The organism is Streptomyces sp. NPDC002776, assembly GCF_053592195.1.
The window spans coordinates 559,629-582,332 of sequence record NZ_JBSFVG010000001.1 but is presented as its reverse complement, the minus strand read 5'-3'; the positions used below and the strand labels follow the sequence as shown (position 1 = coordinate 582,332).

Annotated in this window: 25 protein-coding genes; 17 read left to right on the top strand and 8 right to left on the bottom strand. The window is 72.3% G+C overall.

The annotated features are described in order from the left end of the window. Positions 1-10 precede the first annotated feature (10 nt). The 3 genes from ACWD11_RS02625 to ACWD11_RS02615 all read left to right on the top strand — a co-directional run bounded on the left by ACWD11_RS02625 (position 11) and on the right by ACWD11_RS02615 (position 2,044). On the top strand, positions 11-1,237 hold the full coding sequence (locus ACWD11_RS02625) for an alpha/beta fold hydrolase (protein WP_389415403.1): 1,227 nt from the start codon (positions 11-13) through the stop codon (positions 1,235-1,237). Next, positions 1,209-1,715, top strand: coding sequence for a tRNA (adenosine(37)-N6)-threonylcarbamoyltransferase complex ATPase subunit type 1 TsaE (gene tsaE / locus ACWD11_RS02620; protein ID WP_389415402.1), 507 nt, complete (start codon positions 1,209-1,211; stop codon positions 1,713-1,715). The genes ACWD11_RS02625 and tsaE overlap by 29 nt, the downstream gene beginning before the upstream one ends. A 170-nt stretch (positions 1,716-1,885) precedes the next feature. Continuing rightward, entirely contained in the window at positions 1,886-2,044 is a 159-nt protein-coding gene (locus ACWD11_RS02615; protein ID WP_451115057.1) for a hypothetical protein, read from the top strand. 3 nt (positions 2,045-2,047) lie between these two features. Here ACWD11_RS02615 and ACWD11_RS02610 read toward each other — a convergent pair whose 3' ends face one another. After that, positions 2,048-2,602 (bottom strand): hypothetical protein, encoded by a 555-nt coding sequence (locus ACWD11_RS02610; protein WP_389415400.1) that lies wholly within the window; start codon positions 2,600-2,602, stop codon positions 2,048-2,050. A 108-nt stretch (positions 2,603-2,710) separates the two neighbouring features. On the opposite strand from ACWD11_RS02610, the gene tsaB reads away from it, so the two are divergent. From tsaB to ACWD11_RS02590, 4 genes are read left to right on the top strand one after another with little or no spacing between them, the layout of a single operon-like run. Continuing rightward, the gene (gene tsaB / locus ACWD11_RS02605) at positions 2,711-3,367 is read left to right on the top strand and encodes a tRNA (adenosine(37)-N6)-threonylcarbamoyltransferase complex dimerization subunit type 1 TsaB (protein WP_389415399.1); all 657 of its coding nucleotides are present in this window, start codon (positions 2,711-2,713) and stop codon (positions 3,365-3,367) included. Between the two features lie 17 nt (positions 3,368-3,384). Further along, on the top strand, positions 3,385-3,882 hold the full coding sequence (gene rimI / locus ACWD11_RS02600; protein WP_389415638.1) for a ribosomal protein S18-alanine N-acetyltransferase: 498 nt from the start codon (positions 3,385-3,387) through the stop codon (positions 3,880-3,882). Then, positions 3,875-4,960 carry a tRNA (adenosine(37)-N6)-threonylcarbamoyltransferase complex transferase subunit TsaD gene (gene tsaD, locus ACWD11_RS02595; protein WP_389415398.1) on the top strand — a complete coding sequence of 362 codons (1,086 nt, stop codon included), beginning with the start codon at positions 3,875-3,877 and terminating at the stop codon, positions 4,958-4,960. Before rimI ends, tsaD begins: the two co-directional genes overlap by 8 nt. Further along, positions 4,957-5,214, top strand: coding sequence for a hypothetical protein (locus ACWD11_RS02590; RefSeq protein ID WP_389415397.1), 258 nt, complete (start codon positions 4,957-4,959; stop codon positions 5,212-5,214). Before tsaD ends, ACWD11_RS02590 begins: the two co-directional genes overlap by 4 nt. Here ACWD11_RS02590 and ACWD11_RS02585 read toward each other — a convergent pair. Then, entirely contained in the window at positions 5,165-5,680 is a 516-nt protein-coding gene (locus tag ACWD11_RS02585) for a hypothetical protein (protein ID WP_451280837.1), read from the bottom strand. The genes ACWD11_RS02590 and ACWD11_RS02585 overlap by 50 nt on opposite strands. An 18-nt stretch (positions 5,681-5,698) precedes the next feature. After that, the gene (locus tag ACWD11_RS02580; protein WP_451280836.1) at positions 5,699-7,993 is read right to left on the bottom strand and encodes a beta-xylosidase/alpha-l-arabinosidase; all 2,295 of its coding nucleotides are present in this window, start codon (positions 7,991-7,993) and stop codon (positions 5,699-5,701) included. A gap of 121 nt (positions 7,994-8,114) precedes the next feature. On the opposite strand from ACWD11_RS02580, the gene ACWD11_RS02575 reads away from it, so the two are divergent. The 5 genes from ACWD11_RS02575 (at position 8,115) to ACWD11_RS02555 (ending at position 13,487) form a co-directional block, all read left to right on the top strand. Next, positions 8,115-9,179 (top strand): LacI family DNA-binding transcriptional regulator, encoded by a 1,065-nt coding sequence (locus tag ACWD11_RS02575; RefSeq protein ID WP_389415394.1) that lies wholly within the window; start codon positions 8,115-8,117, stop codon positions 9,177-9,179. 87 nt (positions 9,180-9,266) lie between these two features. Then, positions 9,267-10,619, top strand: coding sequence for an endo-1,4-beta-xylanase (locus ACWD11_RS02570; protein ID WP_451280834.1), 1,353 nt, complete (start codon positions 9,267-9,269; stop codon positions 10,617-10,619). A 73-nt stretch (positions 10,620-10,692) separates the two neighbouring features. Then, entirely contained in the window at positions 10,693-11,736 is a 1,044-nt protein-coding gene (locus ACWD11_RS02565) for an LCP family protein (RefSeq protein ID WP_451280832.1), read from the top strand. A gap of 97 nt (positions 11,737-11,833) precedes the next feature. Beyond that, positions 11,834-12,190 carry a YciI family protein gene (locus ACWD11_RS02560; protein ID WP_389415391.1) on the top strand — a complete coding sequence of 119 codons (357 nt, stop codon included), beginning with the start codon at positions 11,834-11,836 and terminating at the stop codon, positions 12,188-12,190. A 43-nt stretch (positions 12,191-12,233) separates the two neighbouring features. Continuing rightward, positions 12,234-13,487: an RNA polymerase sigma factor gene (locus ACWD11_RS02555; RefSeq protein ID WP_451280830.1), complete on the top strand. Its 1,254-nt coding sequence runs from the start codon at positions 12,234-12,236 to the stop codon at positions 13,485-13,487. Here the strand turns inward: ACWD11_RS02555 and ACWD11_RS02550 are convergent. Next, complete coding sequence (locus tag ACWD11_RS02550; protein WP_451280828.1) at positions 13,475-14,635, bottom strand: THUMP-like domain-containing protein; 1,161 nt, start codon at positions 14,633-14,635, stop codon at positions 13,475-13,477. The two genes, ACWD11_RS02555 and ACWD11_RS02550, sit on opposite strands and share 13 nt — an antisense overlap. A 90-nt stretch (positions 14,636-14,725) precedes the next feature. On the opposite strand from ACWD11_RS02550, the gene ACWD11_RS02545 reads away from it, so the two are divergent. The 4 genes from ACWD11_RS02545 to groL all read left to right on the top strand — a co-directional run bounded on the left by ACWD11_RS02545 (position 14,726) and on the right by groL (position 18,593). Then, on the top strand, positions 14,726-15,649 hold the full coding sequence (locus tag ACWD11_RS02545) for a polysaccharide deacetylase family protein (protein WP_389415388.1): 924 nt from the start codon (positions 14,726-14,728) through the stop codon (positions 15,647-15,649). Beyond that, complete coding sequence (locus ACWD11_RS02540) at positions 15,646-16,341, top strand: polysaccharide deacetylase family protein (protein ID WP_451280826.1); 696 nt, start codon at positions 15,646-15,648, stop codon at positions 16,339-16,341. The genes ACWD11_RS02545 and ACWD11_RS02540 overlap by 4 nt, the downstream gene beginning before the upstream one ends. Positions 16,342-16,537: 196 nt before the next feature. Further along, positions 16,538-16,846: a co-chaperone GroES gene (gene groES, locus ACWD11_RS02535; RefSeq protein WP_149511938.1), complete on the top strand. Its 309-nt coding sequence runs from the start codon at positions 16,538-16,540 to the stop codon at positions 16,844-16,846. A gap of 118 nt (positions 16,847-16,964) precedes the next feature. Further along, positions 16,965-18,593 carry a chaperonin GroEL gene (gene groL, locus ACWD11_RS02530; RefSeq protein WP_389415386.1) on the top strand — a complete coding sequence of 543 codons (1,629 nt, stop codon included), beginning with the start codon at positions 16,965-16,967 and terminating at the stop codon, positions 18,591-18,593. 54 nt (positions 18,594-18,647) lie between these two features. On the opposite strand, the gene ACWD11_RS02525 is transcribed toward groL, so the two are convergent. From ACWD11_RS02525 to ACWD11_RS02515, 3 genes are all read right to left on the bottom strand, one after another. Next, positions 18,648-19,355: an ester cyclase gene (locus ACWD11_RS02525; protein WP_451280824.1), complete on the bottom strand. Its 708-nt coding sequence runs from the start codon at positions 19,353-19,355 to the stop codon at positions 18,648-18,650. Positions 19,356-19,425: 70 nt separating this feature from the next. Then, positions 19,426-20,199: an SDR family NAD(P)-dependent oxidoreductase gene (locus ACWD11_RS02520; protein WP_389415384.1), complete on the bottom strand. Its 774-nt coding sequence runs from the start codon at positions 20,197-20,199 to the stop codon at positions 19,426-19,428. Between the two features lie 88 nt (positions 20,200-20,287). Continuing rightward, on the bottom strand, positions 20,288-20,956 hold the full coding sequence (locus tag ACWD11_RS02515; RefSeq protein WP_389415383.1) for an MOSC domain-containing protein: 669 nt from the start codon (positions 20,954-20,956) through the stop codon (positions 20,288-20,290). Positions 20,957-21,036: 80 nt separating this feature from the next. On the opposite strand from ACWD11_RS02515, the gene ACWD11_RS02510 reads away from it, so the two are divergent. Further along, positions 21,037-21,972, top strand: coding sequence for a LysR family transcriptional regulator (locus ACWD11_RS02510; protein WP_451280821.1), 936 nt, complete (start codon positions 21,037-21,039; stop codon positions 21,970-21,972). A 41-nt stretch (positions 21,973-22,013) separates the two neighbouring features. On the opposite strand, the gene ACWD11_RS02505 is transcribed toward ACWD11_RS02510, so the two are convergent. Continuing rightward, positions 22,014-22,343 carry a WhiB family transcriptional regulator gene (locus ACWD11_RS02505; RefSeq protein ID WP_389415381.1) on the bottom strand — a complete coding sequence of 110 codons (330 nt, stop codon included), beginning with the start codon at positions 22,341-22,343 and terminating at the stop codon, positions 22,014-22,016. Positions 22,344-22,704 lie beyond the last annotated feature (361 nt).

The following is a 22,704-nucleotide window of genomic DNA, read 5'->3' as shown; positions in this document are numbered from 1 at the left end:
GGAGCGGTACGTGAGCGAGAGCAGTGCGGAGGGCGTCGCGGCCGCCGCGGCCGTCGCCTCCGCCGGCGCCTGGCGCCGCGCGACGGGATTCGCGGGCGCCGCGATAGGCGTGGTCGCCGCGGGCGCCGCCGCCGGGGTCGCCATAGAGCGGCTCACCGTCGGCCGGGGGATGCGGCAGAAGGCCCGTCTCGCGCTCGACTCGGCGGGCCCTTACGGCGCGCTGCGCGGCATGCCCGGCAAGGCCGTCTCCGACGACGGCACCGAGCTGTACTACGAGGTCGACGACGTCGAGCCCGAGGGCGGCTCCGCCCCCCGCCGGCGCCGCCTCTTCGGACGCAAGGCCCCGGCTCCCGTCACGGTCGTCTTCAGCCACGGCTACTGCCTCAGCCAGGACTCCTGGCACTTCCAGCGGGCGGCGCTGCGCGGCGTCGTCCGGACCGTGCACTGGGACCAGCGCAGCCACGGCCGCTCCGCGCGGGGCGCCGCGCAGGTGCGCGACGGGGTACCGGTCGACATCGAGCAGCTCGGCCGGGACCTGAAGGCCGTCATCGACGCGGCCGTGCCGGAGGGGCCGGTCGTGCTCGTCGGGCACTCCATGGGCGGGATGACCGTCATGGCGCTGGCCGACCAGTTCCCCGAGCTGATCCGGGACCGGGTGGTCGCCGTCGCTCTGGTCGGTACGTCGTCGGGGCGGCTCGGCGAGGTCAACTTCGGGCTGCCCGTCGCGGGCGTCAACGCCGTGCGGCGCGTGCTCCCCGGTGTGCTGAAGGCGCTGGGGCAGCGGGCCGAGCTGGTGGAGAAGGGGCGCCGGGCCACCGCCGATCTGTTCGCCGGGATCATCAAGCGGTACTCCTTCGCCTCCCGGGACGTCGACCCGGCGGTGGCGCGGTTCGCCGAGCGGCTGATCGAGGGCACGCCGATCGACGTGGTCGCCGAGTACTACCCGGCCTTCGCCGACCACGACAAGACCGAGGCGCTCGTCCACTTCGCGGACCTGCCGGTGCTGGTGCTGGCCGGGGTCAAGGACCTGGTCACGCCGAGCGAGCACAGCGAGGCCATCGCCGATCTGCTCCCCGACGCCGAGCTGGTGCTCGTGCCGGACGCCGGGCATCTGGTGATGCTGGAACACCCGGAAGTGGTCACCGACCGTCTCGCCGACCTGCTCACCCGCGCGGGGGCGGTGCCGGCGGGCGCTACCGTGGGTGGCTATGGAAGCAGTACCGCACAACCAGGCTGAGACCGAGCTGACGGTCACGTCTCCCGAGCAGATGCGGGAGCTCGGCCGCCGGCTCGCCAAGCTGCTGCGCGCCGGGGACCTCGTGATGCTCAGCGGGGAGCTCGGCGCGGGCAAGACGACACTGACCCGCGGGCTAGGGGAAGGGCTCGGGGTCCGGGGCGCCGTCACCTCGCCGACGTTCGTCATTGCGCGCGTCCATCCCTCGCTGGGTGAGGGTCCGCCGCTCGTCCACGTCGACGCGTACCGCCTCGGCGGCGGGCTCGACGAGATGGAGGACCTCGATCTCGACGTGTCGCTGCCGGACTCGGTGATCGTCGTGGAGTGGGGCGAGGGCAAGGTCGAGGGGCTGACCGACGACCGGCTCCAGATCGTCATCCACCGGGCCGTCGGCGACACGACCGACGAGGTACGGCAGGTGACGGTGACCGGGCTCGGAAAGCGCTGGGCCGAGGCGGGTCTGCCGGCGCTGTCCGCCTGAGTCCCGCCCGGGTCTCCGTGAACGGGGTCTCCGGTAACAAGGTCTCCATGAACATTCCGACAAGACGTCGGGAAGATATTGCGTTCGCCGTCCCGGGCGTGGTCACATGGTACCCAGCCCGTAGTTAGGTGTGCCTAACTACGTCTGCCCCCGGCTCCCAGGAGGCGTCCATGTCGGTCACGGAACGGGACGCGACGCAGCCGCGTCCGCTGCCCGGAGTGTCCATGCGCGACCTGCTGGCGGCATGCGCCGCGGCAACCGCCGTGTCCACCCCGCCCCGCGCCCCGGAACCGAAGGCTCCGCCACAGCGGGAGCGCAAGGCGGCCTGAGGGTCAGCGGATCACGACGACCTTCTGTCCGATCGTCGCGAAGTCCCACATCGCGTCGCCGTCCGCCCGGGTCTCGCGGATGCCGCCGGTGCGGGGCGCCGCGCCCGGGGCCCCGGCCGTGTCGTCGACCGCCGCGCTGAAGCCGATGACGACACCGCCCACGCTGGTGAAGCGGACCACGTGCTCGACCGGGACGCCGTCCGTTCCGGTGATCGCGTTCGAGCGGGAGGTGACCGCGTAGACGCCCGGCGCCGGGTCCACCGTGCCCGGGTCCACCTGGAAGGTCCGCTTGACCTTGTCGCCCGCGCCGACCAGCCACACCCGGTCGTCGTCCACCGAGTACACCACCCGTTCACCCTTGCCGGACCCGGCGGGCAGGGCGGCCGGGTTGCGCTGGTCGCGGGGCGCCTTGGAGGCGGCCGCCGCGGGGGTGCTGCCGGCGTCCGGCCGGCCCAGGTCGGCCGGGACGTTCGCCGAGGCCTGGTAGGCGAGGTAGCCGACGGTGACCAGGGCCGCCGTGGTGAGCCCGGCCACGAATCCGGAGCTGCTGCTTGCCACCGTCGCCCACCTCTTTGTCGTACGTCGTGCTTCCCGGCGACCGTAGCAGCCGGTGACCGCTCCGCCCGGGCGGCCGTGCGGCGGCGCGGGGAGCCGTAGGCTGTTTGCGTGCTCTTGCTCGCTCTGGATACCGCCACGCCCGCCGTCACCGTCGCGCTGCACGACGGCACGGACGTCATCGCCTCGTCGAGCCAGGTGGACGCCCGCCGGCACGGCGAACTGCTGCTGCCGGCCGTCGACCGTGTGCTCGCCGAGGCGGGGCTGAAGCTCGACGCCGTCACCGGCGTCGTCGTAGGGACCGGACCCGGCCCGTACACCGGGCTGCGGGTCGGTCTGATGACCGCCGACACCTTCGGGCTCGCGCTCGGCGTCCCCGTGCACGGGGTGTGCACCCTCGACGGCCTCGCCTACGCCGCCGACATCGCCGAGGGCCCCTTCGTGGTGGCCACCGACGCCCGGCGCAAGGAGGTCTACTGGGCCACGTACGCCGACTCCCGCACCCGCCTGACCGACCCGGCGGTCGACCGGCCCGCCGAGATCGCCGAGCGGGTCGCGGGCCTGCCCGCGGTCGGGGCCGGGGCGCTGCTGTACCCCGAGACCTTCCCGCGCGCCCACGAACCCGAGCACGTGTCGGCGGCGGCCCTCGCCGCGCTGGCCGCCGAGCGGCTGGCGGCGGGCGAGGAACTCCCCGCGCCCAGACCGCTCTACCTGCGCAGGCCCGACGCCCAGGTCCCCAAGAACTACAAGGTGGTCACCCCCAAGTGACAGCGGTGCTGCGCGAGATGCGCTGGTGGGACATCGATCCGGTGCTGGAGCTGGAGAAGGACCTCTTCCCCGAGGACGCCTGGTCCCGCGGGATGTTCTGGTCCGAGCTGGCCCACGCACGCGGTGCCGGGGCGACCCGGCGGTATCTCGTGGCCGTCGCGGGCGAGCGGATCGTCGGCTATGCCGGCCTCTCCGCCTCCGGCGACCTCGCCGACATCCAGACCATCGCCGTCGCCCGCGACCACTGGGGCACCGGCCTCGGCGGGCGGCTGCTGACCGAGCTGCTGCGGGCGGCCACCGCCTTCGACTGCGCCGAAGTGATGCTGGAGTGCCGGATCGACAACGTCCGCGCCCAGAAGCTCTACGAGCGCTACGGCTTCGAGGCCATCGGGTTCCGGCGCGGCTACTACCAGCCGGGCAATGTGGACGCCCTCGTGATGCGCCTGAACACCGACTCCACGGGCGGCTCCGCCACGGGTCCCGCCTCAGAACAAGGAACAGAGATCCATGGCTGACGAACCCCTGGTGCTGGGGATCGAGACCTCCTGCGACGAGACCGGCGTCGGCATCGTGCGCGGGACGACCCTGCTGGCCGACGCCATCGCGTCCAGCGTCGACGAGCACGCCCGCTTCGGCGGCGTGGTCCCCGAGGTCGCCTCCCGGGCCCATCTGGAAGCGATGGTGCCGACCATCGAACGCGCGCTGAAGGAAGCGGGCATCACCGCCCGCGACCTGGACGGGATCGCCGTGACCGCCGGTCCCGGCCTCGCCGGTGCCCTGCTCGTCGGGGTCTCGGCGGCGAAGGCGTACGCCTACGCGCTCGGCAAGCCGCTCTACGGCGTGAACCACCTCGCCTCGCACATCTGCGTGGACCAGCTGGAGCACGGCCCGCTGCCCGAGCCGACGATGGCGCTGCTGGTGTCCGGCGGGCACTCCTCCCTGCTGCTGTCGAGCGACATCACCTCCGACGTCCGGCCGATGGGCGCCACCATCGACGACGCGGCCGGCGAGGCCTTCGACAAGATCGCCCGGGTGCTGAACCTGGGCTTCCCCGGCGGCCCGGTCATCGACCGGTACGCGCGCGAGGGCGACCCCGGCTCCATCGCCTTCCCGCGCGGGCTCACCGGGCCCCGCGATCCGGCGTACGACTTCTCCTTCTCCGGTCTCAAGACGGCCGTGGCCCGCTGGATCGAGGCCAAGCGGGCCGCGGGGGAGGACGTGCCGGTGCGGGACGTGGCGGCCTCCTTCCAGGAGGCGGTCGTGGACGTGCTGACCCGCAAGGCCGTGCGGGCCTGCAAGGACGAGGGCGTCGACCACCTGATGATCGGCGGCGGGGTGGCAGCCAACTCCCGGCTCCGGGTGCTGGCCCAGGAGCGCTGCGAGGCGGCCGGGATCCGGCTGCGGGTGCCGCGTCCGAAGCTGTGCACGGACAACGGCGCCATGGTCGCCGCGCTCGGCGCGGAGATGGTCGCGCGGGGCCGGCCGGCCTCCGGCTGGGACCTGTCCGCCGACTCCTCGCTGCCGGTGACCGACCCGCACGTGCCGGCACACGACCATGTGCACGAGGTCAGCAAGGGGAACCTCTACCCGTGACGGTCGCGCTGATGTGGGAGGCGCGGGCGGCCGAGGGCCGGGGCGCGGAGCTGCTGGCCTGGGTCGCCCGGCAGCGGCTCGCCGAGCCTCCGCTGCGCCGGGAGACCTTCCGGGCCCCGGGGGACCGGGTGCTGGTCATCACCTGGTGGGACGGCGACTACGACGCCGTACTGCCGGAACTGCCCGAGCCGGACGGTGAGCTGGTCACTCGGGCGGTGCACCGGTGGCGGTTCGAGGCAGTGGACGAGGGCTGACCGCCAGACGCCAGGGCCGGTCGGGGTCGTGGCCCCGCCACAGCACCTTGCCGTGGCGGCGCTCCCAGCCGGCGGCCAGCCAGGCCTGGCCCAGCCAGGCCGCCCCCGGCCACAGCGGGAACAGGGCCGCGGCGGGCTCCCAGGCGAGCGCGGCGCCGAGCGTCCCGGCCGTCATCACGGTGAACAGCCACCAGTTGACCGGATGCCGGAGCGAGGACGCCGCGGCGGGCGGCGTTGCCAGGGGCTCCGCCGCCTCGAAGTCCAGCACCTCGCTCAGCCATCTGATCCGGGACGCCTGCGCGAGCGTGAACAGCACCGCGAACCCGAGGAGACCGGCCGCGAACAGCCCCAGCCCGCCCGCGTCGAGCGGCGCCCCGTGGACCCCGGCCGTCACCGGCACACAGACCGCGACGGCGGCCGACGCCGTGCCGACGGACCGCAGTTCGTGGTGGACGTAGCGGTCCATCCGGCCCCTCCCCAGGGGTCAGGACACCACCGTCTCGCAGACCAGCCGCCGGTCGGGGCCGAGCGTCCGCGGCGGGCCGGTCAGGGTCAGGCGTGCCGAGTGCAGTGTCTCCGCGCTGGACATGCCCAACCGTAGTTCCAGCACGCCGGGTTCGACCACCTTCGCGTGCGAGCGGTCCGTGAAGGCCGACAGGTCCGCGTGGAAGCGGAAGGTCACCTGCCGGGCCTCGCCGGGTGCCAGCTCCAGCCGCTGGTAGCCGATCAGCCGGACGTCCGGACGGGTCACCGAGGCCACCGGATCGTGCAGGTACAGCTGCACGACCTCCGCGCCCGCGCGGTCGCCGGTGTTGCGGACGGTCACGCTCATCTCGTACGAGCCGTCCGTGCCGATCTCCGTGTCCGCCGCGTCGGACTCCCAGGCGAAGCGGGTGTACGAGCGTCCGTGGCCGAACGCGTACAGCGGGGTCGGGTCCAGGTTGCTGACCTCGCCCGCGAGGCCCAGCGGCGGCTGGAGATACGTCCACGGCTGCCCGCCCGGTGCCCGCGGGACGCTCACCGGGAGGCGTCCGGAGGGGTTCACCCGGCCCGAGAGCACTCCGGCGACCGCCGGGCCGCCCTCCTCGCCGGGGAAGAAGGCCTGGACGACCGCGCCCAGGCGGCCGTGCCAGCGGCCGAGCGCGTAGGGGCGGCCGGTGAGCAGGACCAGCACGACCGGGACGCCCGTCGCCACCAGCGCGTCCAGCAACTCGCCCTGCACGCCCGGCAGTCGCAGGTCGCTCACGTCGCAGCCCTCGCCCGAGGTGCCGCGGCCGAACAGGCCCGCCCGGTCGCCCAGCACGGCGAGACAGACATCCGCCTCGGACGCCCGCGCGACCGCCTCCTCGAAGCCCGCGAGATCGGGGTCGGAGACCCCGCAGCCCTCGGCGAACGTCACCTTCGCGTCGGGGAGTTCGGTGCGCAGCGCCTCCAGGACGGTCGGGATGCCGATGCCCATCGGGACGTCGGGGTGGTGGGTGAGGACATGGGAGGGGAAGGAGTAGCAGCCCAGCATCGCCAGGGCGTCCGCGGCGCGGGGCCCCACGACCGCGATCCGGGTGTCCGGGGCCAGCGGCAGCAGCCCGTCCGGGTTGTCCAGCAGCACCACCGACTCCTCGGCCAGCCGCCGGGCCAGGGCGCGGTTGGCGGGGGAGTCGAGGTCGATGCGCTCGGCGGGTTCCGGGTCCCAGTCCTCGTCCAGCAGGCCCAGTTCGCACTTCTGGAGCAGGACGCGGCGGGCCGCCCGGTCGACCAGCTCCTCGGGGATCTCGCCCGCGCGGACGGCGTCCAGGAGCGGCTTGCCGTAGCACTTCAGGCTCGGCAGTTCCACGTCGATCCCGGCGGCGAGGGCCGCGTGCGCCGCCTCGGCGTCGGTGCCCGCCACGCGGTGCAGCGACCGCAGGAAGCCGATGCCGAAGTAGTCGGCCACGACCGTGCCGGTGAACGCCCACTGCTCGCGCAGGAGTTCGGTGAGCAGACCGGGGTCCGCCGAGGCGGGGACGCCGTCGGTCTCGGTGTACGCCGCCATCACACTGCGCGCCCCGCCCTCGCGCAGCGCCATCTCGAACGGCGGCAGCGTCACGTCGGCGAACTCGCGCACGCCCGCCCGCACCGGCGCGAGGTTGCGGGCGCCCGCCGAGGAGGCGTACCCGGCGAAGTGCTTGAGGGTGGCGATCACCCCGGCGGACTCCAGGCCCCGCACATAGGCGGTGCCGATGGTGCCGGTCAGATACGGGTCCTCGCCGATCGTCTCCTCGACCCGTCCCCAGCGCGGGTCGCGGACGACGTCCAGGACGGGTGCGAGGCCCTGGTGGACGCCGACCGAGCGCAGGTCCTCGCCGATCCGCCGGGCCATCTCCTCGACCAGCGGGGCGTCGAAGCTCGCTCCCCAGGCCAGCGGCACCGGGTAGGCGGTGGCCCGCCAGGTGGTGAACCCGGCCAGGCACTCCTCGTGGGCGACGGCGGGGATGCCGAAGCGTCCGGCGGCCGCGATCCGGCGCTGGGCGCGGGCCAGCGCCTGCGCGCCGAGCGCCGGGTCCACGGGGGCGGTGCCGAAGGAGCGGGTGAGCTGGCCGAGGCCGTGGGTGATCAGCTCGTCCCAGTCGTACTCGGCGGTCATCTCGCGTTGCAGCGGGGCGACCCCGTCGCCGTCCGTGGCGGCGCCCACCCACACGCCGTAGAGCTGGGCGGTCTTCTCCTGCAGAGTCATCCGGGAGAGCAGGTCGTCGACGCGGGCGGAGGCGGGCAGGGCGGGGTCGCGCCAGGGGGCGGTCGTCATGGAACTCCTGTCGGGGCGGATGCCTCTCGCGAATGTTTCGTTGTTCACCTCGAATGTTCCGGGAACCTAGGGGCGGCGGGAAGGGTTCGTCAAGAGGGGGCGCAGGGATACGATCGCCGCCATGACACCCTCCGAGCCCGCGGAAACGCGGACGACAGCCCGCGCGACAGGTCGGTCCGCGCAGAGCGCGACGCTCGCCGAGATCGCCCGGGAGGCCGGCGTCTCGGCGCCGACTGTTTCGAAGGTCCTCAACGGCAGAGCCGATGTCGCTCCCGCCACCCGCAGCCGGGTCGAGGAACTGCTGCGCGCCCACGGCTACCGGCGCCGGCGCGCCGAGGCGAGCCGCTCGCCGCTGATCGACCTGGTCTTCCACGAGCTGGAGAGCGCCTGGGCGATGGAGGTCATCCGCGGGGTGGAGAACGTCGCCCGGGACGCCGGGCTGAGCGTGGTGCTCAGCGAGAGCGCGGGACGGCTCACGCCCGGGCGGACCTGGGCCGACCAGGTCGCCGCCCGGCGTCCGCACGGGGTGATCCTGGTGCTGTCCGGCCTCGACGACTCCCAGCGCGCGCTGCTCATGAGCCGTTCCATCCCGTTCGTGGTGATGGACCCGGCCGGCGACCCCGGCGCCGACGTGCCCTCCATCGGCGCCACCAACTGGCAGGGCGGGCTCGCCGCCACCCGGCATCTGGTCGAGCTCGGGCACACCCGGATCGGCGCCATCACGGGCCCCTCGCGGATGATGTGCAGCCGCGCCCGGCTCGACGGCTACCGGGCCGCCCTGGAGACGGCCGGGCTGCCGGTCGACCCGGCGCTGATCCGGCCCGGCGACTTCCACCACGAGACCGGCTACCGCGAGGGCCTGAAGCTGCTGCGCGGACCTGACCGGCCGACCGCGGTCTTCGCCGGCAACGACCTCCAGGCGCTCGGCCTGTACGAGGCCGCGCGCGAACTGGGGCTGCGCATTCCGGAGGACCTGAGCGTGGTGGGCTTCGACGATCTGCCGGTGGCGCGCTGGGTCGGGCCGCCGCTGACGACCGTACGGCAGCCGCTGACCGAGATGGCGGAGGCGGCCGCCCGGCTGGTGCTGGACCTGGCCAAGCAGGACGGTGATCCGGCGGCGACCCGGGTGGAGCTGGCCACGAGCCTGGTGGTGCGCAGCAGTACGGGAGCGCCGCCCGCCGATTAGCGGGAACCCATTGACGGGGTCCCGTACCGCCTCCACACTGCCCGAAGCCAGTCGGTTGTACGGCCGAAACTTTCGGAGGCACCCGCAATGAGATCGCTGAGAACGGGCTCCACCCTGGCTTCACTCCTCACGGGCGTCGCGATGCTCGGCGGCCTGCTGCTCGCGGCACCCGTCGCGCAGGCCGCCGACGCACCGCTGCGCGACCTCGCCGCCGCCAAGGGCAAGGTCATCGGCACCGCCGTCACTGGTTCCAAACTCACCGGCACCTACGGCGAGATCGCGGCCCGTGAGTTCAACGCGCTCACCCCCGGCAACGCCATGAAGTGGGAGTCGGTCGAGCCCGCGCGCGGCAGCTTCAACTGGGCCGAGGCCGACCGGATCGTCGAGTTCGCCGAGGCCAACGGCCAGGAGGTGCGCGGCCACACCCTGGTCTGGCACAGCCAGAACCCGGGCTGGCTGACCAACGGCACCTGGACGGCGGCCCAGTTGCGGCAGCTCATGACCGACCACATCGCCACCGAGGTGGGCCGGTACAAGGGGCGGCTCGCCACCTGGGACGTGGTGAACGAGCCGTTCAACGAGGACGGCACCTACCGGCAGACGCTCTGGTACAACGGCCTCGGCGCCGACTACATCGCCCAGGCGCTGACCGCGGCCCGCGCCGCCGACCCGAGCGCCAAGCTGTACATCAACGACTACAACGTCGAGGGCGTCAACGCGAAGTCCACGGCCCTGTACAACCTGGTCAAGTCGCTGAAGGAGCGCGGCGTCCCGATCGACGGCGTCGGACTCCAGGCCCACCTCATCCTCGGCCAGGTGCCGTCCACGCTCCAGCAGAACATCCAGCGCTTCGCCGACCTCGGCGTCGACGTGGCCATCACCGAGCTGGACATCCGGATCAACCTGCCCGCGGACAGCGCCGAGCTCGCCCAGCAGGCCACCGAGTACAAGCAGGTGGTCAGCGCCTGTGTGGCCGTGGCCCGCTGTGTCGGCGTCACCGTCTGGGGCTTCACCGACTCCGACTCCTGGATCCCGGACACCTTCCCCGGGCAGGGCGCGGCGACCCCGTACGACGAGAACTTCGCGCCGAAACCGGCGTACCACGCCATCGCTGAGGCCCTCGGCGGTACGACGACACCGCCGACGGGCGCCTGCAAGGCCACGTACAGCGTCGTCAGCCAGTGGAACTCCGGGTTCACCGGCCAGGTGCGCATCGCCTGCGACGGGGCCTCGCTGTCGTCCTGGAAGGCGACCTGGGCCTATGGCGCCGGGCAGCGGATCAGCCAGTCCTGGAACGCGACCTGCACCCAGTCGGGCTCCGCGGTCAGTTGCTCCAACGCCTCCTACAACGGGACCGTGCCGAACGGGGGTTCGGTGACCTTCGGGTTCAACGCGTCCTGGAGCGGGAGCAATCCGGTGCCGGTGGTGACCCTGGGCTGAGAAGTCTGAGAATTTCCGAAGAAAATGGTCCCCGGCACGCTCGTTGTCATAATTCGGACTTACGTTCCTGTCCGTGACCGGAGACGAGGCGAGCGGGGACGAGGGCAGCACAGTGGGCCGGCGGTCGAGAGCGCTCAAGGCCGCCGGCCTCACCCTCGCGGGCGTCGTGGTGCTGGCCGCCGCCGCTGCGGGGTGGGCGTACTGGCAGCTCAACGGCAACATCCACAGCGTCGACATCAACAGCGCGCTCGGCGACAACCGGCCGGCGAAGGCCACCCCGTCGGCCACGGCCGCCGCGGAGGAGCTGCCGACCGAGTCGCTGAACATCCTGGTCCTCGGCTCCGACTCGCGCAGCGGCGCGGAGAACCAGGCGCTCGGCGGCGGCGACAGCACCGGCGCCCGCTCCGACACGGCGATGGTGGTCCACCTCGACGCGGGACGCTCCGGGGTGACGGTGGTGAGCATCCCCCGGGACACCCTCGTCCCCCGCCCCGCCTGCCCGCTGGAGGACGGCGGCTCCACCCCGGCCGTCTCCGCGGCGATGTTCAACAGCGCCTACGCGGTGGGCGGGCCGGTGTGCGCGGTCAAGACGGTCGAGTCGATGACGGACGTCCGCATGGACCACTACATCGAGATCGACTTCGCGGGGTTCGCGAAGCTGGTGGACGCGCTCGGCGGGGTCACGGTCACCACCGAGGAGGACATCGACGACGAGGACAGCCACCTCACCCTGGAGGCGGGCACCCACCATCTCGACGGCGAGCAGGCCCTGGCCCTGGCCCGCACCCGGCACGGCATAGGCGACGGCAGCGATCTGGGGCGGATAGTCCTGCAGCAGCAGCTGGTGAAGGCGCTGCTGGCGCGGATCTCCGCGACCGAGCTGCTCACCGACCCCGCGAAGCTCTACCGGGTCGCCGACGCGGTGACCGGCAGCCTCACCACCGACACCGGACTGGACTCGCTGACCGAGCTGACCCGCCTCGGCCGGAGCCTGGAGGCGCTCTCGGCGGACGCGGTGCGGACGGTGACCCTGCCCGTCGTACCGGCGCCCCAGGACTCCAACCGGGTGGTGGCGCGGGAGCCGGAGGCGGGCGAGCTGTGGGAATCGCTGCGCTGAGAAATTTCTTTCGGGGAGGTGTCGATCCGGGCGGTCGCCGTTCGACGCAGGGGTGAGAGGCCGGGAAGGACCCGGCCGTCCGATCCGAGGAGCCACCATGCCCCGCTACCTGTCGCTCGTGCAGATCGACGAGAAGACCGCCCCCGCCGAGGGCCCCAGCGCCGACCTGATGCAGCGCATGGGGGAGCTGATCGAGGAGATGACGAAGGCCGGGGTGCTGCTCGACACGGCCGGACTGACGCCGACGGCCCAGGGCGTGCGGGTCCACTACGAGGGCGGCCGGACGTCCGTCACGGACGGACCCTTCACCGAGGCCAGGGAGGTCATCGGCGGGTACGCCCTGATGCAGTGCAAGGACCGGGCCGAGGCGATCGAGTGGACGACCCGCTTCCTGAAGGTCCACGAGCCGCACTGGACGGTCACCTGCGAGGTCCGCGAGATCGCCGAGGGCTGATCCCCCTTGGTCCCGGCCGCGCGGGGGTGTTGCATGGTGGGCTGTGACTTCACAGCCCACCGCGGACCCCCGCGGCGCCGTCGAGACCGTCTTCCGGATCGAGTCCCCGAGGATCGTCGCCGCCGTCGCCCGCGTCGTCCGCGACATCGGAATCGCCGAGGAGCTCGCGCAGGACGCCCTGGTCGCCGCGCTGGAGCAGTGGCCCCGGGACGGGGTGCCCGACAACCCGGGCGCCTGGCTCATGACCACCGCCCGGCGCCGCGCGGTCGACCTGGTCCGGCGTGGCGAGAACTACGCCCGCAAACTGGCCGAGATCGGCCGCACGCTGGACAGCACGGTCCCGCCCGTCGAGCCCGCGGGGCCGGACGACATCGACGACGACCTGCTCCGGCTGGTCTTCACCACCTGCCACCCGGTGCTGTCCACCGAGGCCCGCATCGCCCTCACCCTGCGTCTGCTCGGCGGCCTGACCACCGCCGAGATCGCCCGCGCCTTCCTGGTCCCCGAACCGACGGTCGCCCAGCGCATCGTCCGCGCCAAACGCACCCTCGCCACCAGGAACGTCGCCTTCGAAGTCCCCTACGGCGCCGACCGCGAGGCCCGCCTCGGCTCCGTCCTGGACGTCATCTACCTGATCTTCAACGAGGGGTACGCCGCCACCGCGGGCGACGACCTGCTGCGCCCGTCCCTGTGCGAGGACGCCCTGCGCCTGGCCCGCGTGCTCTCCGCCCTGATGCCGAAGGAGCCCGAGGTCCACGGCCTCACCGCCCTGCTGGAGTTCCAGGCGTCCCGGCTCGCCGCCCGCACCGGACCGGACGGCGAGCCGGTCCTCCTCAAGGACCAGAACCGCCGCCGCTGGAACCGCATGCTGATCGCCCGCGGCATCGAGGCCCTGGCCCGCACGGACACCGCCGGCACCCCGGGCCCGTACACCCTCCAGGCCGCCATCGCCGCCTGCCACGCCCACGCCTACCGCTACGAGGAGACCGACTGGAAGAGCATCGCCACCCTCTACGCCCTGCTCGCCGCCCGGGCCCCCTCCCCGGTCGTCGAACTCAACAGGGCCGTGGCGGTGTCGATGGCCGTGGGCCCGGCCGAGGCCCTGGAGATCGTCGACGCCCTCGGCGCCGAACCCGCCCTGCGCGACTACCACTTGCTGCCGAGCGTCCGCGGCGACCTGCTGCACCGCCTCGGCCGTACGGCGGAGGCGAGCGCGGAGTTCGCCCGCGCGGCCTCCCTGACGCGCAACGAGCGAGAGCGGGAGCTGCTGCTGCGCAGGGCGGCTCAGAGCGGGTGACCGACCAGCATGGTGGGCGCGCCCCGCACCCGGGTCAGGAACACCGTCGCCGCGTTCGGCCCCTGCGGCTTGACCTTCCGGCGCAACTCCTCCGGCTCGACGGCGGACCCCCGCTTCTTGACGGTGAGGACGCCGACCTCGCGCTGCCGTAGCAGGGCCTTCAGCTTCTTGACGTTGAAGGGGAGTCGATCGGTGATCTCGTAGGGCGTCGCGAAGGGCGTCGGGCGCAGGTCGTCGCCGGTGATGTAGGCGATGGTCGCGTCGATGAGCCCGCCGCCCACCGCCTCGGCGACCTCGGCGACCAGATGGGACCGGATGACGGCGCCGTCGGGCTCGTACAGGTACCGCCCGACGGGCCGGACTGCGGGGTCGGGCAGGCCCCGGCCGAGGAGGGTGCGCGGGCCGGGGAGCAGGGTCGCGCGGACGGCGCCCGGCTCGGTGCCGAACCACAGGACCGCCTCCTTGACGTCCCCGCCGTCCGAGATCCACTCGGCCTCGGCGCCCTCCGGCACGGCCTCGTGCGGGATGCCGGGCGCGACCTTCAGGGCGGCGTGCGGGGCCTTGCGGGCCGCCTGGACGGCCCAGGACAGGGGAGGCGAGTACGCCTCGGGATCGAAGATGCGGCCCCGGCCGCCGCGCCGCGCCGGATCGACGAACACGGCGTCGTAACCGGCCGTGTCGACCTCCGTGACGTCCGCCTCGCGCACCTCCATGAGGCCGGCGAGCCCGAGCGCGTCGGCGTTGGCGCGGGCGACGGCCGCCGTCAGGGGGTCCCGGTCCACCGCCAGCACCCGGATCCCGGCCCGGGCCAGCGCGACCGCGTCCCCGCCGATCCCGCAGCACAGGTCCGCGACGGAGGTGACGCCGAGGTCCCGCAGGCGCCCGGCCCGGTACGCGGCCACACTCGCCCGCGTCGACTGCTCGACGCCGTTCGGCGTGAAGAACATCCGCCCCGCGTCCTCGGCGCCGAACTTGGCTTCCGCCCGCTGCCGCAGCCGCGCCTGGCCGAGCGCCGCCGACACCAGGCCGGCGGGGTGGTCCCGGCGCAGCCGGGTGGCGACCGCGAGTTCGTCGGCGGGGGCGGTGCCGCGCACCGCGTCGAGGAGGGCGCGGCCCTCGGGGGTGAGGAGGGGAGCGAGGTCGTTCACCGGGTCATTGTGGGCCAGTCGGTGGACGGTGCGCCCGCGGCGGCGGTGTCGGCCGGGTGTCGGAGGGGGTGCCTGGGAGGATCCGACCCCATGCGAGTAGTAGGACAAAATGATAAGAAACGGTCCGTTCGAGGGGCCCGGATCCGCGGCGGAATCGCCGTGCTCGCCGTCGCCGCCATCGCCTCCGGCTGCACCCAGGGCGCCGCGTCCCGCCCGGCCCCCGGCCAGCAGCCCCTCCTGGCGCCGCCCGCCCGCGCCCTGGACTCCTACGCCACCAAGCTGCGCGCCACCGCCGCGGCCCGGGCCGCCGCCGCGAAGCGCTGGGGCCTGGCCAAGGTCCCGCTGACAGCCCCCGCCCCGCCCGCGAAGAAGCCGAGGATCACCACCCGCAAGGGCTTCGAGGTCGACGGGCACACCGAACGCGACCTCCCGCCGGTCTTCACCACCGTCCCCACCGAGCAGAAGATCGTCTTCCTCACCATCGACGACGGCGCCGAAAAGGACCCGGCGTTCCTGCGGATGATGACCGAGCTGCGGATCCCGTACACCGCCTTCCTCAGCGACTACCTGGTCAAGGAGGACTACGCCTACTTCAAGCGGATGCGCGACCGAGGGGTCGGCCTGCACAACCACACCCTCCATCACCCCTTCATGCCCGGCCTGTCCTACGCCCGCCAGAAGCGCGAGATCTGCGGCATGCAGGACGTGATCGAGAAGCGCTACGGCACCCGGCCCGACCTCTTCCGGCCGCCCTTCGGCAACTACAACGCCGCCACCCTGCGCGCCGCCAAGGCGTGCGGCATCACGCACGTGCCCCTGTGGAACGAGGAGGTCTTCGTCGACCGCTGGGAGTACCGCGAGTGGGACCGGGACATCCACCCCGGCGACATCGTGCTCAGCCACTTCCGGGGCAAGGAGCACTGGAAGGGCACCATGCCCGACATGATCCGCCGGTTCCTCGACAGGATCACCGCCGAGGGGTACGCGGTGGCCCGTCTCGAGGACTACCTGTGAGGCCCCGGGGCCCGCTGGCCGGGGCGGTGGCGGCCGTCCTCCTGACGGGCTGCGCCCAGGCCGCGGGCCCCTCGGACCGGCCGCCCCCGGGGCCGCCCGGGGCCTTTCCGCCGCCGGTCGTGCGGCACGTCGCCACCGACGACCGGGTCGTCTTCCTCACCTACGACGACGGCGCCGAGCAGGACCCCCGCTTCGTCGACCTGGTCCGTGCGCGGCGGCTCCCGGTCGCCATGTTCCTCACGGACAGCGTGGTCGGCCCGGGCTACGGCCACTTCGCGCGGCTGCAGTCGGTGGGCGCGTCGATCCAGAACCACACCCTCGACCACCGGGCCCTGCGCGGCCTGCCGTACGCCGGACAGCGCGCCGAGATCTGCGGCCAGCAGGACAAGCTGCGCGCCCGCTTCGGCATCCGCCCCCGCCTCTTCCGCCCCCCGCACGGCACGTACGACACGACCACGCTCCGCGCGGCGGCCGGCTGCGGGATCTCGGCGGTGGTGCTGTGGCGGGCGGCGATGGGCGGCGACGGCCGGCTGACCTACACCGGGGGCCCCCACCGCCTGCGCCCCGGCGACATCGTCTCGCTGCCCTCGGACGACCCGACGGGGGTGCCGCTGGTGGAGCGGACACGGCGGCTGCTGGGGGAGATCCGGGAGCGGGGACTGAGGGTCGGCAGGCTCGAGAACTACCTGTGACGCGCCGCGCCGAGCCGTCGGCATTAGCAGTCCGCTTGACCGAGTGCTAATCACGGTCATAGTCTCAGGTCTGGCACTCCCCACTGGAGAGTGCCAACTACGCGACGGGCAGGTCCGGCACCCGCGACGACGGATCCACCTGGTCGCCACCTCAGACAGTTAACCCCGTGAGATCTCCGAAGGGGGAGGTCGGATCGTGACGACCACCAGCTCCAAGGTTGCCATCAAGCCGCTCGAGGACCGCATTGTGGTCCAGCCGCTCGACGCCGAGCAGACCACCGCCTCTGGCCTGGTCATCCCGGACACCGCCAAGGAGAAGCCCCAGGAGGGCGTCGTCCTTGCCGTGGGCCCGGGCCGCTTCGAGAACGGCGACCGTCTGCCGCTCGACGTCAAGACCGGCGACATCGTGCTGTACAGCAAGTACGGCGGCACCGAGGTGAAGTACAACGGCGAGGAGTACCTCGTCCTCTCGGCTCGCGACGTGCTCGCGATCATCGAGAAGTAACCACAACCTCAAAGTTTTTCGAGCTGCGCCCCTGGCCCCCGCGACCACATAAGAAGCCGGGCGCCCGGGGCGCAGTTTCTTTTTGAGAACCCACCGATCCGAGAGGGCTCCCGCTGTCATGGCGAAGATCCTGAAGTTCGACGAGGACGCCCGTCGCGCCCTCGAGCGCGGCGTCAACAAGCTGGCCGACACGGTCAAGGTGACGATCGGCCCCAAGGGCCGCAACGTCGTCATCGACAAGAAGTTCGGCGCCCCCACCATCACCAACGACGGCGTCACCATCGCCCGCGAGGTCGAGCTCGACGACCCGTACGAGAACCTCGGCGCCCAGCTGGTGAAGGAGGTGGCGACCAAGACCAACGACATCGCGGGTGACGGTACGACCACCGCCACCGTGCTGGCCCAGGCGCTCGTCCGCGAGGGCCTGAAGAACGTCGCCGCGGGTGCCTCCCCGGCGCTGCTGAAGAAGGGCATCGACGCGGCCGTCGCCGCCGTGTCCGAGGAGCTCCTCGCCACCGCGCGCCCGATCGACGAGAAGTCCGACATCGCCGCCGTCGCCGGTCTGTCCGCCCAGGACAGCCAGGTCGGCGAGCTCATCGCCGAGGCGATGGACAAGGTCGGCAAGGACGGTGTCATCACCGTCGAGGAGTCCAACACCTTCGGTCTGGAGCTGGACTTCACCGAGGGCATGGCCTTCGACAAGGGCTACCTGTCGCCGTACTTCGTGACGGACCAGGAGCGCATGGAGGCCGTCCTGGAGGACCCCTACATCCTCATCAACCAGGGCAAGATCTCCTCCATCCAGGACCTGCTGCCGCTGCTGGAGAAGGTCATCCAGTCGGGTGCCTCCAAGCCGCTGCTGATCATCGCCGAGGACGTCGAGGGCGAGGCCCTGTCGACCCTGGTCGTGAACAAGATCCGCGGCACCTTCAACGCGGTCGCGGTCAAGGCCCCCGGCTTCGGTGACCGCCGCAAGGCGATGCTGCAGGACCTCGCGGTCCTCACCGGCGCCACGGTCATCTCCGAGGAGGTCGGCCTCAAGCTCGACCAGGCCGACCTGGACGTGCTGGGCTCCGCCCGCCGTGTCACGGTCACCAAGGACGACACGACCGTCGTCGACGGCGCCGGCAACACCGAGGACGTCGCGGGCCGCGTCAACCAGATCAAGGCCGAGATCGAGAACACCGACTCCGACTGGGACCGCGAGAAGCTCCAGGAGCGCCTCGCGAAGCTGGCCGGCGGCGTGTGCGTGATCAAGGTCGGCGCCGCCACCGAGGTGGAGCTGAAGGAGAAGAAGCACCGTCTGGAGGACGCCATCTCCGCGACCCGCGCCGCGGTCGAGGAGGGCATCGTCTCCGGTGGTGGCTCCGCTCTGGTGCACGCCGCCAAGGTGCTCGAGGGCGGCCTCGGCAAGACCGGCGACGAGGCCACCGGTGTCGCCGTGGTCCGCCGCGCGGTCGTCGAGCCGCTGCGCTGGATCGCCGAGAACGCCGGCCTGGAGGGTTACGTCATCACCGCCAAGGTCGCCGAGCTCGACAAGGGCCAGGGCTTCAACGCCGCCACCGGCGAGTACGGCGACCTGGTCAAGGCCGGCGTCATCGACCCGGTGAAGGTCACCCGCTCCGCCCTGGAGAACGCCGCCTCCATCGCCTCCCTCCTCCTCACGACCGAGACCCTGGTCGTCGAGAAGAAGGAAGAGGAGGAGCCGGCCGCCGGTCACGGCCACAGCCACGGCCACTCCCACTGACGTACGTCAGCACTGAGGCCCGGCACCCCCAGGGGTGCCGGGCCTTCGCGTTGCCTACCGCTCCAGCCCCTCCAGCGCGCCCAGCTGCTCCATCAGCCCCAGCCGGTCGTACTGCCACCAGCCCTCGGCGATCTTCCCCTCCGGGGTGCACCGGTGGATGGTGCACCCGGTCATGGACACCTGCCGTCCGGTGGCCCCGATGCCCATGAAGTCGCCCGTGTGCCGGCCGTCGATGGCCCAGCGGGTGCACACCAGGTCGCCCTGGGCCAGCTGGTCCTCGATCGTGAACGTGAAGTCGAAGCCGTCGCGCCACATCCGCACCTCGCGCCGCATCGCGTCGATGCCGATGGTGTCCTGCGGGTTGGCGGGATCGTGGTCGTGATAGTCCTCGACGAGCACGTCATTCAGCGTCGGGGCATCGCCCTTCCCGGCTATCTCCTCGAAGAACCGCCGCACGGTCGCCTCGGCCAGCTGGTCGTCCCGCACGACGTCCAGATCGGTGAACGTCGGCGTCTCGTCGCAGAGGGCGACCATGTCCTCGAAGATCCGGCCGGTCTCCGGGAGACTCGAATTCCGCATCGCCTCCTCGTACGACGGGAACTCCACGATCTCGATGAAGTGCGACGCGTCGGACCGGTCCTTGCCGATCACGCTGTGCGTCGCGGTCCGCTTCCCCTTGGTCTGCTCGACCCACGTGTCCATCAGCCGGTTCATCTCGTCGAACCGGCTTGTTCTGCAGTCGATGAGCTGTACGAACGTCATGGCGTCGCCTCCGTCCCCCGAGGGTCCGGTCGAACACCTCCATTGTCCCCGCTCGGCCGGACTCGCGCCCCTACTGCGGCCCGTACTTGCGCCCAGTCCGGGAGCTGAGCCCGCCGAGCATCCCGCGCGGCACCACCTTCGTGACGCCCATCAGCACCTTGTACCGGGGGTCGGGGATCGACACCGTCTTGCCCCGCGCCAGATCGTCCAGGGCGGACGCGACCAGCTTGTCGGCGTCCAGCCACATCCAGCGGGGGATGTTGTCCGTGCCCATCCCGGCCCGCTCATGGAACTCGGTGCGCACGAAGCCCGGGCACAGCGCCATCAGCCGCACGCCGCTGCCGGCCAGGTCGCGCGCCGCGCCCTGGGTGAACTGCACGACCCACGCCTTGGAGGCACCGTAGGTCCCGCGCGGCACGAAGGCGGCGACCGAGGCGACGTTCACCACCCCGCCCCGGCCCCGCTCGCGCATCGCCTCGGCCGCCGCGGACGTCAGCCGCAGCACCGCCTCGCAGTGCACCTTGAGCATCTTCAGCTCGTCGGCCATGGAGACGTCGAGATAGCGGCCCTTGTTGCCGAAACCGGCGTTGTTGATCAGCAGGTCGACGGGGTTCCTGCGGTCGGCGAGCCGGGCGGCCACCGCCTCGATGCCCTCGTCCGTCGCCAGGTCCGCGGTCAGGACCTCCGCCTCGATGCCGTGCCGGTCGTGCAGCTCGGTCGCCTGCTCGCGCAGCCGCTTGGTGTCCCGTGCGACGAGGACGAGGTTGTGTCCGTCGGCGGCCAGCCGCCGTGCGAAGGCGGCGCCGATGCCCGCGGTCGATCCCGTGATGAGAGCCGTTGTCATGACGCAAGATTAGTGACCCGGACCGGGCGAATCCGCTCCCTGCCCGGCTCCTTTCCAGGACCTGCCCACCTCGCCGCCGGACGTCACGTCAGACGCCGTACCGCGACACGTACTTGCGCGCCGCCGCCAGCGACTCCGGGTGCAGCGCCTCGCCCGCCGGCAGCAGCCGCGGCAGCAGCTCCCGCTGTGTGGTGACCGCCCGGAACTGCAGCGCCACCGTCACCTCGTGGTCCGGCCGGTGCAGGATCTCGATCGCGTCGCCCGCCCGCACCTCACCCGGCTCGATCACCCGCAGATACGCCCCCGGCGCCCCCTTCGCCGTGAACCGCTTCACCCACCGCTGCTCACCCAGGTGGCCCTGGAAGGTACGGCAGGGGATGCGCCCGCACGTCACCTCCAGCACCAGCTCCGGGCCGACCCGCCAGCGCTCCCCGATCAGGGCGCCGGACACGTCCAGGCCGCTGGTCGTGAAGTTCTCGCCGAAGGCGCCGCTCGCCAGCGAACGCCCCAGTTCGCGCTCCCACTCGTCCAGATCCTCACGCGCCATCGCGTACACGGCCTGGTCGTCCCCGCCGTGATGCCGCGTGTCGCATATGTCGTCCCCGGCCAGCCCGCTCGCCCCGGTCCCCTTCGGCCCCGGCGCCGCCACCCGCACCGGCGCGTCGGTCGGCCGCTTGTCGATCGCGGTCACACCCTCGGGGTGGTCCGTGTAGGGCACCGCCGTCCGGCGGCCCAGATTCACAGAGAGAAGCTTCATGGCGGCACGGTAGGCGAAGCAGGGTCAAAGGTTCACCGCATTTAGGAGCGCCTGATCAAAGCCTCGCTTATCCTTGTGGGGTGATCGAGGCCCGACATCTGCGCGTACTGCGCGCCGTCGCCACCACCGGCTCCTTCTCCGCGGCGGGGCGCGAACTGGGCTGCACCCAGCCCGCCGTCAGCCAGCAGATGAAGGCGCTGGAGGCGTCCGTCGGCACCCCCCTGCTGATCCGCAGCGGCCGCGAGATGCGGCTGACCCAGGCGGGCGAGGCCCTCGTCCGGCACGCGGCCGGCATCCTCGCCGGACTCACCGCCGCCGAGGAGGAGGTCGCCGCCATCGCGGGCCTGCGCGCCGGCCGGGTCCGTCTGGTCTCCTTCCCCAGCGGCAGCTCCACCCTCGTCCCCACCGCCCTCGCCGCCCTGCGCGCCGCGCACCCCGGCACCCGGGTCTCCCTGGAGGAGGCCGAGCCGCCGAGGTCCGTGGAACTGCTCCGCGAGGGCGACTGCGACCTGGCCCTCGCCTTCCGCTACGAGGGCGCGGCCCAGGAGGGCGAATGGGACGACCTCGTGGTCCGGCCCCTGCTCACCGACCGCCTGGTCGCCCTGGTCCCGGAGCGGCACCGGCTCGCGCGGGCGCGGTCCGTGGCGATCGGCGACCTCGCCGCCGAGCCCTGGATCGCCGGATGCCCGCGCTGCCGCGGTCAGTTGGTCGAGGTGTGCGAGGGCGCCGGCTTCACCCCGCGCATCGACTTCGCCACCGACGACTATCCGGCGGTGGTCGGCCTGGTCGGCGCGGGCCTGGGTGTGGCGGTCCTGCCCCAGTTGGCGGTGGAGTCGGTACGCCCGCGCGGTGCACGCACGGTGACACTGGAACCGGCGGTGCGCCGGGAGATCGTCGCCCTCACCCTGCCCGACCTCGCCCAGGTGCCGGCGGTGACGGCGACGCTGGAGCAACTGGCGCGGGCGGCGGACCGTCAAGTGCGGGACGCGCACAGCGAGTCGGGGTGCACGAAGTAAGGGCACGCCTGCGCGTGCCCCAGCTGTGAAGAAACGTTCCTTCAGTTGTTCGAGGCGGTGTGCCCGCCGCCGGTCGACGCCGACACCAGCCGGTGGCGCGCCCGCCCCATGAGCTCCTCGCGCTCGTCCTCGGTCAAGCCGCCCCATACGCCGTACGGTTCGCGCACCGCCAGCGCGTGCGCCGCGCACTGGGCACGGACGGGGCATCTCATGCAGACCTCTTTGGCCGAGTTCTCACGAGCACTCCGGGCCGCACCGCGTTCGCCCTCCGGATGGAAGAAGAGCGAACTGTCGACCCCGCGGCAGGCAGCCAGGAGCTGCCAGTCCCACAGGTCCGCGTTCGGTCCGGGAAGGCGGGAGAAATCTGCCATTGCGTGACCCCTTGTAGCCGTTCTGGGCGGATACGGTGTCTACGACCGTACATCTATGATCTAAGTAGATGAAAATATGACTCATTGCGAATCTAGCCTCAGACACCAGGAAATGGGAAGAAAAAGGTCTGAATGGGGCATGGCTTGTGATGAAAGCTTGAGGGTCTGCCGTGCATGTCTGCACCGTGTCCGACCCCTCACGTAGAGTGCCGAAGACGGCGCACGGCCCCGTAACTCTTTCGAGTGACCGTCGTTGAGAGTGCGGATGCGGTTGAAACAACAAGCGCTCGGGCAGGCGTCCGAGACGGTCGACCGCACAGGTGACGATTTCGTACCAGCCTGGAGGCTCAAGGTGACGTGC